General features: G+C 44.4%; 12 protein-coding genes. 9 read left to right on the top strand and 3 right to left on the bottom strand.

Annotated elements, in window-relative coordinates:
• Nucleotides 1-12 precede the first annotated feature (12 nt).
• From betB to choV, 5 genes are all read left to right on the top strand, one after another.
• Complete coding sequence (betB, locus tag R8O10_RS02750) at nt 13-1,473, top strand: betaine-aldehyde dehydrogenase (RefSeq protein WP_025767886.1); 1,461 nt, start codon at nt 13-15, stop codon at nt 1,471-1,473.
• A gap of 180 nt (nt 1,474-1,653) precedes the next feature.
• Nucleotides 1,654-3,369 carry a choline dehydrogenase gene (gene betA / locus R8O10_RS02755; protein WP_318191080.1) on the top strand — a complete coding sequence of 572 codons (1,716 nt, stop codon included), beginning with the start codon at nt 1,654-1,656 and terminating at the stop codon, nt 3,367-3,369.
• A gap of 36 nt (nt 3,370-3,405) precedes the next feature.
• Nucleotides 3,406-4,344: a choline ABC transporter substrate-binding protein gene (locus tag R8O10_RS02760; RefSeq protein ID WP_005382646.1), complete on the top strand. Its 939-nt coding sequence runs from the start codon at nt 3,406-3,408 to the stop codon at nt 4,342-4,344.
• Nucleotides 4,345-4,419: 75 nt separating this feature from the next.
• The gene (gene choW, locus R8O10_RS02765; protein ID WP_318191081.1) at nt 4,420-5,262 is read left to right on the top strand and encodes a choline ABC transporter permease subunit; all 843 of its coding nucleotides are present in this window, start codon (nt 4,420-4,422) and stop codon (nt 5,260-5,262) included.
• Nucleotides 5,263-5,264: 2 nt separating this feature from the next.
• Nucleotides 5,265-6,443: a choline ABC transporter ATP-binding protein gene (gene choV / locus R8O10_RS02770; protein ID WP_042523602.1), complete on the top strand. Its 1,179-nt coding sequence runs from the start codon at nt 5,265-5,267 to the stop codon at nt 6,441-6,443.
• A 96-nt stretch (nt 6,444-6,539) separates the two neighbouring features.
• Here the strand turns inward: choV and R8O10_RS02775 are convergent, their stop codons facing one another.
• Nucleotides 6,540-7,196 (bottom strand): NAD(P)H-dependent oxidoreductase, encoded by a 657-nt coding sequence (locus R8O10_RS02775; protein WP_042523604.1) that lies wholly within the window; start codon nt 7,194-7,196, stop codon nt 6,540-6,542.
• 243 nt (nt 7,197-7,439) lie between these two features.
• Here R8O10_RS02775 and R8O10_RS02780 point away from each other — a divergent pair, with 243 nt between their 5' ends.
• Nucleotides 7,440-7,874: a globin gene (locus R8O10_RS02780; protein ID WP_053349193.1), complete on the top strand. Its 435-nt coding sequence runs from the start codon at nt 7,440-7,442 to the stop codon at nt 7,872-7,874.
• Nucleotides 7,875-7,915: 41 nt separating this feature from the next.
• Here R8O10_RS02780 and R8O10_RS02785 read toward each other — a convergent pair whose 3' ends face one another.
• Together R8O10_RS02785 and R8O10_RS02790 are read right to left on the bottom strand one after the other, a co-directional pair.
• A complete protein-coding gene (locus tag R8O10_RS02785; protein WP_005373196.1) occupies nt 7,916-8,698 on the bottom strand; it encodes a slipin family protein in 783 nt (260 codons plus the stop codon).
• 10 nt (nt 8,699-8,708) lie between these two features.
• The gene (locus tag R8O10_RS02790) at nt 8,709-10,085 is read right to left on the bottom strand and encodes a nodulation protein NfeD (RefSeq protein ID WP_318191082.1); all 1,377 of its coding nucleotides are present in this window, start codon (nt 10,083-10,085) and stop codon (nt 8,709-8,711) included.
• Between the two features lie 498 nt (nt 10,086-10,583).
• On the opposite strand from R8O10_RS02790, the gene R8O10_RS02795 reads away from it, so the two are divergent.
• From R8O10_RS02795 to R8O10_RS02805, 3 genes are all read left to right on the top strand, one after another.
• Nucleotides 10,584-11,552, top strand: coding sequence for a cytochrome-c peroxidase (locus R8O10_RS02795; RefSeq protein WP_005373180.1), 969 nt, complete (start codon nt 10,584-10,586; stop codon nt 11,550-11,552).
• Complete coding sequence (locus R8O10_RS02800; protein ID WP_262602372.1) at nt 11,545-13,902, top strand: ATP-binding protein; 2,358 nt, start codon at nt 11,545-11,547, stop codon at nt 13,900-13,902. The genes R8O10_RS02795 and R8O10_RS02800 overlap by 8 nt, the downstream gene beginning before the upstream one ends.
• 99 nt (nt 13,903-14,001) lie before the next feature.
• Nucleotides 14,002-14,469 (top strand): OsmC family protein, encoded by a 468-nt coding sequence (locus R8O10_RS02805; protein WP_017820322.1) that lies wholly within the window; start codon nt 14,002-14,004, stop codon nt 14,467-14,469.
• The last annotated feature ends 50 nt before the right edge of the window (nt 14,470-14,519 follow it).

The raw sequence follows: 14,519 nt of genomic DNA on the forward strand, positions 1-14,519 counted from the left end.
CAGGTCTTCAAAATGGAAATGAAAGCACACTATATCAATGGTGCGATGTACGACGGGTGTTCAGATGAACACTTCACCACTTACAATCCGGCGAATGGTGAGCCATTGGCCAATATTAAACAAGCGAACCAAGACGATCTTCAAGCAGCGATTGAATCGGCAAAAAAAGGTTTTGCTGCATGGTCGGCGATGACTGCGATTGAGCGCAGCCGTATTTTACACAAAGCCGTTGCCATTTTACGTGAGCGTAATGACGAGTTGGCTGCATTGGAAGTGGCAGATACTGGTAAGCCAATTCAAGAAGCTATCGCGGTTGATGTCACAACAGGTGCCGATGTTCTTGAGTACTATGCGGGACTTGCTCCAAGTCTACAAGGTGAACAGCAGCCACTCAGCGACGATCAGTTTTTCTATACACGTCGTGAGCCATTGGGCATTTGCGCCGGTATTGGTGCTTGGAATTATCCAATTCAAATTGCGATGTGGAAATCGGCGCCAGCACTGGCTGCGGGCAACGCAATGATCTTCAAGCCATCAGAAGAAACACCATTAACGGCGCTTAAGCTCGCCGAAATTTATTCAGAAGCGGGCATGCCAGATGGCGTATTTAATGTCGTGCAAGGGGATTACCGAGTAGGACAGATGCTAACGGCGCATCCTGATATCGCAAAAGTGTCATTCACGGGTGAGTCAGGCACCGGTAAAGTCGTCATGAGTGACAGCGCTAAGACACTAAAACAAGTAACGATGGAGCTTGGTGGTAAGTCTCCGCTGATTATTTTTGATGATGCGAAGTTAAACGATGCCGTTTCTGCGGCCATGGTGGCGAACTTCTACACCCAAGGTGAAGTTTGTACGCACGGTACACGCGTATTTGTCCATGAAGGTATTTATGATGACTTTATCGCACAACTTAAAGCCCGAACCGAGCTGTTAGTCGTCGGCGATCCGCTTGATGAGAACACGCAGATTGGCGCGCTAATCTCTAAAGATCATGAATCGAAAGTTTTAGGAGCGATTGAAGCCGCGAAAGCGAGTGGCGCGACGTTACTGACTGGCGGCTACAAAGTAACAGACAATGGTCTAGCTAATGGTAACTTTGTTGCTCCAACCGTATTTGTCGATTGCGATGATGACATGAGCCACGTTCAACAAGAAATCTTTGGCCCGGTAATGTCAGTCCTGAAATTCCGCGATGAGTCGGAAGTGATTGCGCGTGCAAATGGCACCGATTATGGCTTAGCGGCAGGTGTATTTACTCAAAACCTATCTCGTGCGCACCGTGTGATCCATCAAATTCAAGCGGGTATTTGTTGGGTGAACACATGGGGTGACTCACCTGCGGAAATGCCAGTTGGCGGCTACAAGCAATCAGGTGTTGGCCGTGAAAACGGAGTCGAAACCCTTAAGCACTACACACAAACGAAGAGTGTTCTTGTTCAGCTAAGCGACTTCGAAAGCCCTTACAAATGATACCAATCGTAGTAGATAACTGACCACTTTAGCTTGTTAAAATGCTCGATAACTACGTTGTCAATTTTGATTGTAGGTTAACTACTTATCAAAATTTCCGCCTTGTTCTCAAGCATTTTTCCTACGCTAATTTCGTTCACTTATCTACGGTGATTAGTATTAACTCCTAGGAGAATAAAAATGCAACAACACTACGATTACATCATCGTCGGTGCGGGTTCGGCCGGCTGTGTGTTAGCGGATCGCTTAAGTGAAAGTGGTCAAAATTCGGTCCTTTTACTCGAAGCGGGTGGGTCGGATAAAAGTATTTTTATCCAAATGCCTACAGCGCTTTCTTACCCGATGAACACTGAAAAATACGCGTGGCAGTTTGAGACGGTTGAAGAGCAAGGGTTGGATGGCCGTCAACTTCATTGCCCTCGCGGAAAAGTTCTGGGTGGTAGCTCATCCATCAACGGCATGGTTTACGTTCGCGGACACGCTTGTGACTTTGACCAGTGGGAAGAGGAAGGCGCGAAAGGCTGGAACTATCAGTCGTGTTTGCCTTATTTCCGTAAAGCAGAGTCTTGGATTGGTGGTGCTGATGAATATCGGGGCGATCACGGTCCAGTCGGCACATGTAACGGCAACGATATGAAGCTCAATCCACTGTACCAAGCTTTTATTGATGCAGGCAAAGAAGCGGGCTACCCAGAAACAAAAGATTACAACGGCTATCAGCAAGAGGGCTTTGGCCCAATGCATATGACGGTCGACAAAGGCGTACGCGCTTCGACCTCTAATGCATACTTAAGCCGTGCTAAAAAACGCAAAAACTTCACCCTAATGAAGAGGGTGACGGTTCATCGAGTTTTATTAGAAGAAACTGGTTCAGAAGGAAAGAAAGCGGTAGGCGTTGAATTTGAAAAGTCAGGTTCAATTCAGCAATGTTTTGCGAATAATGAAGTGATTTCGAGTGCGGGTTCGGTTGGCTCCGTTCAGCTGTTGCAGCTTTCAGGCATTGGCCCTAAGGCAGTATTAGAAAAAGCGGGCATTGAGGTGAAACACTCGTTGGAGGGGGTAGGTAAAAACCTGCAAGATCACTTAGAAGTGTACTTCCAATATCACTGTAAGCAACCTATCACGCTCAACAGCAAATTAGGTTTGGTGAGCAAGGGCTTGATTGGCACTGAGTGGATATTAACTCGCAAAGGCCTTGGTGCTACTAACCACTTTGAATCGTGTGCGTTTATCCGCTCTCGAGAAGGGCTAAAGTGGCCAAATATTCAATATCACTTCTTGCCAGCGGCAATGCGTTATGACGGGCAAGCTGCTTTTGATGGTCATGGTTTCCAAGTGCACGTTGGACCTAACAAGCCAGAAAGTCGCGGGTCGGTCGAGGTTGTCTCTGCGAATCCGAATGATAAGCCGAAGATTGAGTTTAACTACATTTCCACTGAACAAGATAAGCAGGATTGGCGTGATTGTATTCGCCTTACTCGCGAGATCCTCAATCAGCCAGCCATGGATGAGTTTCGTGGGGACGAGATCCAACCCGGTCTGAACATCACAACGGATGAACAGATTGATGAATGGGTGAAGCAAAACGTCGAGAGTGCTTACCATCCATCTTGTACCTGCAAAATGGGCGCAGATAATGACCCATTAGCCGTCTTAAATGAGCAATGCCAAGTACGCGGTATTCAAGGTTTGCGTGTGGTGGACTCTTCTATTTTCCCAACCATTCCGAACGGTAATTTAAATGCGCCAACGATTATGGTGGCAGAACGCGCCGCGGATATGATTTTGGATAACGCCCTAGAAACGTCGAACAACGTACCAGTTTGGATTGCACCGGACTGGCAAGAGATGCAACGAATGCATCCGCCAAAAAGAGATCTCGATTCGATCTCATAAAATGAAAAAGTCAGTAATCATTACAAGGAATTCAACATGTCTAAGATGACAAAAATCTTCTCAACAATTGCACTAAGTACTTTAGCAACAGGCGCTTACGCCAACCAATGTGAAACGGTTCGTTTCGCAGATGTAGGTTGGACTGACATCACAGCGACCACTGCCGTTACATCAGAGTTACTTAAAGGGTTGGGGTACAAAACGAAGACCGATCTTCTGTCTGTGCCTGTAACTTACTCCTCTATGGCTAATGGCGATATCGACATTTTCTTAGGTAACTGGATGCCAACGATGGAAGGTGATATCGCGAAATACCGTGATGCAGGTACTGTTGAAACCGTACGCGCGAACCTCGTTGGCGCAAAGTACACGCTAGCGGTTCCAAAATACGTTTATGACGCAGGCGTAACCAACTTCGCTGACCTAGTAAAACATGCCGACAAATTTAAAGACCGCATTTACGGCATTGAACCTGGAAACGATGGCAACCGCTTAATTCAGTCAATGATTGATAGTAACGCATTCGGCCTAAAAGATTTCAGCCTAGTTGAGTCCAGTGAAGCTGGCATGGTGTCTCAAGTATCACGTGCCGCACGCCGCAATCAATGGATTGTGTACCTAGGTTGGGCGCCGCACCCAATGAATAGTAACGTTGAAATGGAATATCTAGCGGGTGGTGATGACTTCTTCGGTCCTAACTACGGCGGCGCGAACGTCTACACAAACGTACGTAAAAATTACCTCGCTGAGTGTCCAAATGTAGGTCAGCTAGTGAAAAATCTAGAGTTTAACCTAGAAATGGAAAATGAACTGATGGAAGCGATTCTTAACCAGAAACAGAAGCCATCAAAAGCAGCGCAAGCATGGTTGAATGCAAACCAAGAGCAAATTGAAGCGTGGCTAGAGGGCGTGAAAACGGTGGATGGCCAAGATGCGCTAACAGCTATTACAAACTACTTAAAAACAAACGCTTAATAAGCAGTATTTGAGCTCGTTTTTTTAAAAGAAAGTGGGCAGTTTTGCCCGCTTCATTAACACAAAGGTTTTATTTTGAATTTTATTACGGACAACAAACTACCGTTGGGCCAATGGATGGAAACTGGCGTCGATTGGTTAACCATCAATGCATCGGGTTTTTTCGATGCAATCTCTATTACACTTGAAACGATCATTCTTTTCGTGGTGGACATTTTTAAATGGATGCCACCTGCAGCGCCAATCATTATGACGGCGGCAATTGCTTGGTTCTTACATCGCAGCATTCCTCTTGTCGTATTTATCGTGTTGGCCTTACTCGCAATTCTCAACCTTGGTTACTGGCAAGAAATGCTGGAAACCTTTGTCCTTGTGTTTGCAGCGACAACGATTTCCGTATTAATTGGCGTGCCGTTGGGCATTATGGCGGCGCACCGTCCTTGGTTATACACCTTGTTGCGGCCAATACTCGATTTAATGCAGACCGTCCCGACATTCGTTTACCTAATTCCAACCTTGGTTCTGTTTGGATTGGGTATTGTCCCTGGTCTAATCTCGACCATCATTTTCGCTATCGCTGCGCCAATTCGATTGACGTACCTCGGCATTATTAAAGTGCCGGAGGAGCTACTTGAAGCGGGTAAAACATTTGGTGCCAGCCGCATGAAGCTACTGTTTAAGGTGGAGTTACCTGCGGCATTGCCAAGTATTATGGCTGGCGTTACGCAGTGCATTATGTTGTCTCTTTCTATGGTGGTCATTGCGGCGCTTGTTGGTGCTGATGGGCTTGGTAAGCCAGTCGTACGTGCACTGAATACGGTAAACATTTCACAAGGTTTTGAAGCTGGTTTAGCGATTGTACTCGTTGCCATCATTCTTGACCGCTTGTGTAAAGCACCAAACCAGAAGGAGGCATAATCATGGACGCTATTACTATTAAAAATCTTGATGTCGTTTTTGGTCAGCAACAAGCACAGGCGCTAGCACTACTAGATCAAGGGAAATCTCGACAAGAAATCATTGATGAAACTGGCCAAGTGGTTGGGGTTGATAATGTTTCGCTGAACGTGAAACAGGGTGAGATCTGTGTCTTGATGGGGCTTTCAGGCTCGGGTAAATCAAGTTTGCTGCGAACGGTTAACGGATTGAACGATATTTCTCGTGGCTCTCTGAAAATTAAAGATGGCGACGATATGGTTGAGCTCTCTAACTGTGACGAACAGAAACTGCGCCACCTTCGTACGCACCGCGTGTCCATGGTGTTTCAGAAGTTTGCATTGATGCCTTGGTTAACGGTGTTAGACAATGTAGCGTTTGGTCTAGAGATGCAAGGCATTGGTAAAGCAGAGCGTCGTAAAAAGGCGCGTGAACAGCTCGAAATGGTCGGTTTATCTGAGTGGGAAACCAAATTCCCGCACGAGCTTTCTGGTGGTATGCAGCAGCGTGTTGGCCTAGCGCGAGCGTTCGCGATGGACACTGATATCTTGTTAATGGATGAACCGTTTTCAGCACTTGATCCATTGATTCGTGCTCAGCTTCAAGATGAATTGATTCTGCTTCAGGAAAAGCTAAACAAAACCATTCTTTTTGTGAGTCACGACTTGGATGAAGCACTTAAAATCGGTAACAACATCGCCATTATGGAATCAGGAAAGCTGATTCAACATGGCAAGCCAGAACAGATCATTCTTGCTCCAGAAAACGATTATGTGGCGGACTTTGTTGCTCACACTAATCCATTAAATGTGCTGAAGGGACGTTCCTTAATGCGTGACGATTTGGTTCGCGAAGATACGCGTGTTCTGATTTGCCCTGATAAAGATATTTGGGTGATACAAGAGAGCAAGGGGTTAAGTTTAGCGGATAAAGATAAATCGTTGATTCAATGGAAGAGCGATTCTTCGAACCTTGACGAAGTTAATGAAAACTCTCTGGTTCAGGTTAGTCCAGAAATCAGTATGCGAGAAGCGATTGAACTTAAACAGCGTAGCAATCAGCCTCTGCTTATGGTTGAAGATAATAAGCTGGTTGGTGTGTTAAGCGACAATGAGCTTTACGATGCATTGCTTGGTAATTTTAAGTCAGAGCAAGTTGCGTAAAGTTGACGCAGAACCAAGTAAAAAAGAGCCGCATTAATGTGCGGCTCTTTTTAGTTTAAACAATGATTTAAGTCGCTAAGCTAAGACAATGGTCGACTATAGAGTCGTAATTACGTCATCCATTGCAAGGCGCGCTTTTGGAAGACCATGATTGTAATCTTCCCCATCTTTATGGTAGCCAATCGCCAGCGCAACTTCACAAATATGGCCCTCGAGCTCTTCTTTAAACTCTTCTCCAATCAGAGCCGGATCGACACCTTCCATCGGTGTTGAATCAATGCCTAGTCGTGCCAATGTGTGTAGTAGGTTGCCTAGTGCCAAATAGACTTGTGCTTTTGTCCAGTTTCCGTTGAAGCCATTTTCGTCCGTATTTGCATCGGCAAAAGCGTAAGCACCCATAAAGTTGTTGTACATCTCCGCTGGCAAGTGGCCAGATGTTACTTCTGCATCCACACGTTTCGCAAATTTCTCTTTAGTAAATTTAGGATCGTAAGCAAACAGAATCGTATGTGATGCGGCTTTCGCGTGTGGTTGGTTAAACTGGTGCATATTTGCAAACGTATTGTGGAAACGTTGCTTCGCTTCATCACTTTCAATAACGATGAATTTCCATGGTTGTGAGTTGATAGAAGACGCCGACAAACGCAGTGCTTCTTTGATTATCGCCATGTCTTCTTGAGAAACGCGCTTGGTTTCATCATATTTTTTTGCAGTGTAACGGTTATTTAGATCGGTAATGATTTGATGGGACACGTTTATATCCTCTTTATGTGATGACAGATGAGGATGCACTAGCATCGACAACCATGCGTACCTCGAATATGGGTTCATGATAATGGATATTTTTTCATTGATAAGAGGGTGTTTATTTAAATCACTTTTTACTTTTTGTTGAAAATCGATGTGAGTTGATCGATTTGAAACTTAAAAGTCCTTATTTGGAAGCTTTTATTTGATATTAAATTAAACTCATATTGAGGCGTAGGGGAAAGCAACATGAACGTGATTGAAGTTTTTAATGATAGCTATGAACGTTGTACTTCAGATCAGGAGTTTTTCGACTTGTTCTACAAAAATTTATGGTCGAAAAGCGCCAACTTTAGACAGAAGTTTGACGGTATAGACATGCACCAACAAGTGAGAATGCTTAGAGGGTCTATCGTATTTTTTATGATGGCAGATACCTCGACCGAAGCGCACAAAATGGTGGAAAAGTATGGGAAAAAGCATGCAAGTGCCGAAATTGGTATAGAGCCGCAGGATTTTGATGTTTGGCTTGAGAGTTTGTTAGAAACGGTTCGACAGTGTGATTCCGGGTACGATACCGATGTTGAAACCGCTTGGCGAACATGCTTTAAAACGGGCTTAGAAGTAATGAAACAAGAGTGTGATAAAGAAGATGGGCACATCCTTAAAGCGAGTTCCAAATAAGGAAGTAACGTGAGTGGTCGTTACTTCCTAGGGTCAGAACCTTACTTATCTTGTGTCTCTTTATTCTTTTTCACCGCTTCGGCGATATCACTGACAGCTTCGACAAGATTGATCGGCATTGGAAAAATAATAGTGGATGTTTTGTCTGTAGTGATTTCAGTGAGTGTCTGCATGTAACGTAATTGCAGTGCATTCGGTGCTTCGTTGAGCATTTGCGCTGCTTCTTTTAATTTATTTGAAGCCTCTAACTCACCAGTAGCGTGAATGATCTTCGCCCTACGGTTACGTTCTGCTTCTGCCTGACGGGCTAGGGCTCTGACCATGCTGTCATTTAAATCAACATGTTTGACTTCAACCGTAGCAATCTTGATTCCCCAGTCATCAGTCTGTTGATCGAGAATGGATTGTAAATCCTTATTGAGGCGTTCTCGCTCTGATAGCAATTCATCGAGTTCATGCTGACCCAATACCGAGCGCAGCGTGGTTTGTGCTAACTGACTGGTGGCATCGCTGTAGCTTTCAATATTGTTAATCGCCATTTGAGGATCGACTACGCGAAAATAAACGACCGCGTTGACGCGCACAGAAACGTTATCTTTGGTAATTAAATCTTGTGTCGGCACATCCAAAACGACAGTACGTAAATCAACCCTCACCATTTGCTGAATAAATGGGATAAGGATGATCAAACCAGGTCCTTTGACTTCTTGAAATCGACCAAGAAAGAACACAACCCCACGTTCGTATTCTCTCAAAACCTTGAACATTTGGGTCGCTAGTGCGAACAGCAGCACCACGATCACCGCAACGGTATAGAGCATCATAAAGCGCCTCCTATTTATTTTGGCGGTCATCAGGCATCACAGTTAAGGTCAGCCCTTTAACATTAAGAATGGTGACGTGATCACCTTGTTTGAATTGTTGATGGTCTTTGGCTTTAGCTCGCCATAACGCACCGTTGAGTTGAACGCGTCCTTCGCCATCGATAAAGTCATCGCTTACCACGGCGACCTTCCCAGGGTAAGTCTCTAAACCCGTCGTTACACGCCGGCGACGAATTTTGAGCAGCAGGCCGACGGTCAGCACGATTAGAGCCACGGAAAATATGGCAATACCAAAAATCAAAGGAAGGGCGATCTGGAATCCTGGTAACTCACTGTCCATGAGAAATATCGAACCGAGTACAAAGGCGACAACGCCGCCTAAGCCCAAAATACCAAAGCTCGGGCTGAATGCTTCCGCTATCATTAGTGCAATACCGAGTAACAGCAGACCAAGACCTGCGTAGTTGACGGGCATCATTTGTAGTGCGTACATGGCAAGAAGCAGACAAATCCCACCTAGCACACCGGGTAAGCCAATTCCTGGGTTGTAAAATTCAAGAAGTAAACCGTAGATGCCGATGAGCATTAGAATGTAGGCAACGTTTGGATTGGTTATAACGGCTAGCATTTCTGCTCGCCAATCGGGTGTTCTTTCAATCCATACGGGATTTTCCAGTGACAATGTCACATCACGATTGTTAACTTTAACAGTTTGTCCATCAATGGCTTTGACTAAATCCTCTGGTGAGTTGGCTATATAATCAATAACGTTTAATTCCAATGCCTCTGTGGCGTCCAAACTCGCTGCTTCGCTCACTGCTTTCTCTGCCCACTCTGCATTTCGGCCATGAAGCTTTGCTAAGCCTTTAATATAGGCTCTAGCATCATTAATCACCTTTTTCTCCATTGCGGTTTTCGCGGGAACTTTCTCTGAACCTTCGTTGGTTCCTTCTGACGTTTCTTCCGCGTTTTGATCTTTGCCATCATCCGATGAAGGGGGCTGAGGGGCACCACCTAACGCGACGGGCGTTGCCGCGCCAAGGTTGGTGGCTTCAGCCATGGCGGCAACGTGGCTGGCGAGTAAAATGTATGTCCCTGCGCTAGCCGCTCTAGATCCTGACGGGCCAACCCAAGTCGCAATTGGAGTGGAGGAGGTGGTAATCGCGTGAATAATATCTCGCATTGCGCTATCTAAGCCGCCTGGTGTGTCCATCTCTAAGATCACTAAACTGACACCGTTTAGTTGAGCTTCTTCTATTTCACGAGATAAATAGTCGCTAGTAGCAGGCCCTATAGCGCCTTTGACAGGAACAATCCAAACAGTATTCGCCAGTGCTTGACTGGCCATCAAGAGTAAAGGTAAGAACCATATCCATAGTCGTTTCATGCAGTCCTCCTTGTGTGGTCACAGGGACTTTTTGAAATCCTAATTCAAGTATATCCAAATAACTTAGAGATGCTTGAGTATAGGTTCTAATGAATAAGCTGCCGAGGCTAATTAGGAGACTACTTTTTTATATATAAACGCTGTGTGAGATAGTAAACTAAAGCAAATTATTGGTAATTGTGATGTTTATGTTTATTGTTCAGCGTTTGATTAAGTTGGCCGTTATCTGTGCCGTTTTCTTTACTATTTTCGATCTGATCTCCTATGGAGAGGTGACTTGGTTTCAACGGTTTTTGGCTTTTCTACACTAAACTCAGATTTCAATACGTTAGCTACTCATAAGGCGATAGGTTTCTTCCTATTCGCCTTATTACTCCCTCTTCAACCAAAGCCTTAAACAAAGCAATACTTAACTCGTTTTTTCAACTTCCTGTCGGTGGAAAAAACGCCAAAATGCAACTAAATTCATATCAATGACAAGTTTAAGGTATGTAGTTGATGAGGCAATTCAGCGCAATCGCACTAGCTGTTGTAACACTCATTTTGAGCCAAACAACAACCGCAAGAAACGCGAAGATGTTAGGTGATATCTCCCTAGTTCAGCCCATACAGGGTGATCCTAATGTGGATATTAAGCTAGCGAGAATTGGCTGGCATCTCTTCCGCGATCCTCAATTATCGTCAAATGGTAATGTCAGCTGCGCGACATGCCACAATCTGCAAACCAATGGCGCTGAAAATACACCAGTCTCTACGGGGGTGAAAGGTGATGGAATTAGAAATTCTATAACAGTGTTTAATGCGGCGTTAAATTATCGTTTTTTATGGGATGGAACGGAAAACACCTTGATGGCTCAGATTGATGGTCCAATCCATAATCCAATGGAAATGGACTCAAACTGGCAAACAATAGAGCAATATGTAAAAGAGAGTGAACATTATCAAGCGCTATTTAGTCGTGACGATGAATTGCCGATTAACGTTCATAATATCAAGTCCGCTATTGTGGAGTTTGTTGAAGGGCTGCAGACGCCTGGCGCACCATTCGATGCTTACTTATTGGGTTACACGCATGTACTGAGTGAACAGCAAATCAGAGGTTGGAAAACATTTCAGACTTCAGGTTGTGTGCAGTGTCATCAGGGCAAAAATATCGGCGGAGCGATGATCCAAAGGTTCGCCTATTTCAAGGATAAGCCAGTAGTAGAGGACTCGGGCCGGCAACTCGTTACGATAGAAGATGAAGAGCGATTCTATTTTAGAGTAGCCAGTTTACGCAATGTCGCGCTAACGAGTCCTTATTTTCATAATGGGCAAGTCGATAAGTTATCCGACGCGATACAAATCATGGCTAAAACCCAGCTCGGTATAACGATGAACGATGAGAATGTCGCGGACATTGAAGCATTCTTGCAGTCGTTGACAGCACCTAGACCCATAATTTTAGAGGTGTTGGAAAATGAATAAATTCAAACTGATCAACTTTTGCTTTTTTATTGGGATACTGACGTGCTGCACACTGGCGTATATGTCGTATATGAATTCAAAAAACGCTCAAGAATTTCATGCAGGGCTAATGAATATCGGACATGAGTTGATTGAAGAGCGTGATGTTATCGTGAACCGATATGCCGTTGAAGATAGGAAAAACTATGAGTTAACAACATCTTTAGTAGAGATAGAAATCGCAGCACAGGCACTGTTGGAATCATCAAAGGCATCAGTTTGGTTTCCCGTGACACCCAATCGTATAAAAGTTAGGGATACGCTTGAACAGTTTAAGGAGCGAGTGCTTCAAACAACGTTGAAGCTTGATATGTTAATTGGTGTTCAGGTAGAAAATCGGTATGCATTACTCATGTTGTTCAATTTATATCAGCAAGAGGTTTCTACCGAGAGCGGTCAATCATTGGGTGGCAGTCGTTATTTTGAATTTCTCAACCAGTTGCTTCTAACACAAACTGAAGTTGAGAGTGAAAAAGAAGCGAACTTCCTTAAACGGCTTCAAACGAGTGATAAAAGAATTGAATTGCTGACGAATGAACTGCTTGATCACACTTATATTGAGTTTGTCGAAAGCTCAGAGCATCGGTTACTCAATATTGCTCAAAGTGAGGCGCGTTTTACGTGGTTGTTTGTATTTATCGCGGTGATGTTTCTAGTTAGCGCGTTTGTTTATCAGTCACATCACCGAATGCATAACTTAAAACAGTTGAATCTTGAAATTGAAGAGGCGAGAAACAAAGCCGAGCGAGCGGCAAAAGCGAAATCAAATTTTCTTGCTGCAATGAGTCACGAACTAAGAACGCCGATGAATGGCGTACTAGGGCTTTCTCAAATGATTGCAGAAGAGACCAAAGAGCCGACGACGAAAGAGCACATTAGGGTTATTCTTGACTCTGGCCAGCATCTGATGACTATCCTCAACGATATTTTGGATTTTTCTAAAGTTGAAGAAAACAAACTGGAATTTGAGCAAGCTAAGTTTAAGCTCGATCAAGTGCTTTCTCCGGTGTGTAGCGCAATAAAACCACTTGTTGATGAAAAAAATATCGAGTTAATCTTGGAAAACGAGGTTTCTGAATATACTGAATTTACTGGAGATTGTGCGCGTTTACGACAGATCTTGTTTAATCTCGCCGGTAACGCGGTGAAGTTTACCAATGAAGGGCATGTGCTGGTTAGAACTGAGTTAGATGAATCGAATCAGTTGTTGGTCATGCGCGTGAGCGACACCGGTATTGGTATTGCGCCAGACAAGCACGAGCATATTTTTAACTCGTTTGAGCAAGCAGACTCATCAACGACTCGAAGGTTCGGCGGAACAGGGCTTGGGTTAGCCATCGTCAAAAAACTAACCGATTTGATGGGTGGCCATATTACTCTGAAGAGTATAGAAGGCGTTGGAAGTCAATTTATCGTTGAGTTGCCGATTCCTTGGGTAGAATCTGCTCCGAAAAAGCAGCAAGAAGCACCGAAACCTCGCGCAAAATCACACCATTTAAAGATACTACTTGCTGATGATAACCGTGTGAATGCCATTGTGGCAAAAGGGTTTTGCGAAAAGCTTGGGCATGAAGTGGATGTTGCAGAAAATGGATTAATCGCGGTTAAAAAGGCGAAAGAGAACGAGTACGACCTGATCTTGATGGACAACCATATGCCCGAGATGAATGGCGTTGAGGCGACACGGGTTATCCGACAAGAGTTAGGTATCAAGACATTACTCTTTGCGTACACGGCAGACGTATTTCGTGAAGCTCACGATAGCTTTATCGAAGCAGGAGCAGACCATGTGCTTACGAAACCGCTACAGCATGAGAGCTTTTCAGACGCTCTCAAACAGTTTGCCGCCAGACTCGAACCGAAACAGAATCCGCCACTAACGAGTGACAGCAATGTGCTTCAATTGCAACGTAAGCCAATCGAGAACTTAAGGTTAACAGAGGAAGAACTCTCCCGTTCAGGCATGTTTACTTCTTTACGAGATGAGCCAGAAGCGCTCGACGAGTTGCTAAAAAGCATTATTGTCGATTTTGAGACTTCTGTTGATGAACTTATTGAATACTTTATGGCTGAAGACTTTGCTTCATTAGAGCTGACGTTGCACAAAACGAAAGGGATGGCACTGAACCTAAGTTTACCTATTTTGGCGAGCCAAACGGAGGCCCTGGAAACTCAACTTAAAGCCAACCAAAGTCCCGAGATTGAGCAGTTGCAGATGCTGATCAATCGGTTACAGGTCAACATCCATCAGTCTCATAGACTTTTGGATGATATCCAGAAGAACAATGCCGATCCTCAACAGATTTTATAGTCCCTGTGAGTGCGATGCTTTCCTTAACTCATTTTGTTGTGGTTTACTGTGGCAAGGACGGATAGTGTTGATTCGTCGTCGGAAAATCAGGGAGTTAGAATGAGTAAGCATTCCGCTTTAATCAAATGGCATCGTAAAGCTGGCGAAGAGTTTAGTGATAATAAGTATAGTAGGGCACACATTTGGCAATTTGATGGAGGGTTGCAAGTCCCAGCATCTCCATCTCCCCACGTAGTACCATTACCACTATCCGTAGAAGAAAACGTTGATCCAGAAGAAGCGTTTGTCGCGGCACTTTCTAGTTGTCATATGCTCGTTTTCCTGTCTATTGCAGCAAAGCGACGTTATGTTGTGGACAGTTACTTCGATGAAGCGGTAGGGGAGCTTGAAAAAGGCGAAAACGGAAAAGAGTGGGTATCAAAGGTAACGTTAAACCCTAAGATAACATTTTCAGGTGAAAAACAACCGACACCATCTCAATTAGAAAAACTGCACCACATGGCCCATGAGAATTGCTTTATCGCCAACTCCGTTAAAACAGAAGTGACAACGCTTATTGCGAATTAAGTGGAGCTCTTTATCAAAAAGCGCAGCCTATTGCGGAGTTATATTAAGCC

The organism is Vibrio sp. 1727, assembly GCF_033344415.1.
Taxonomy (GTDB): domain Bacteria; phylum Pseudomonadota; class Gammaproteobacteria; order Enterobacterales; family Vibrionaceae; genus Vibrio; species Vibrio alginolyticus.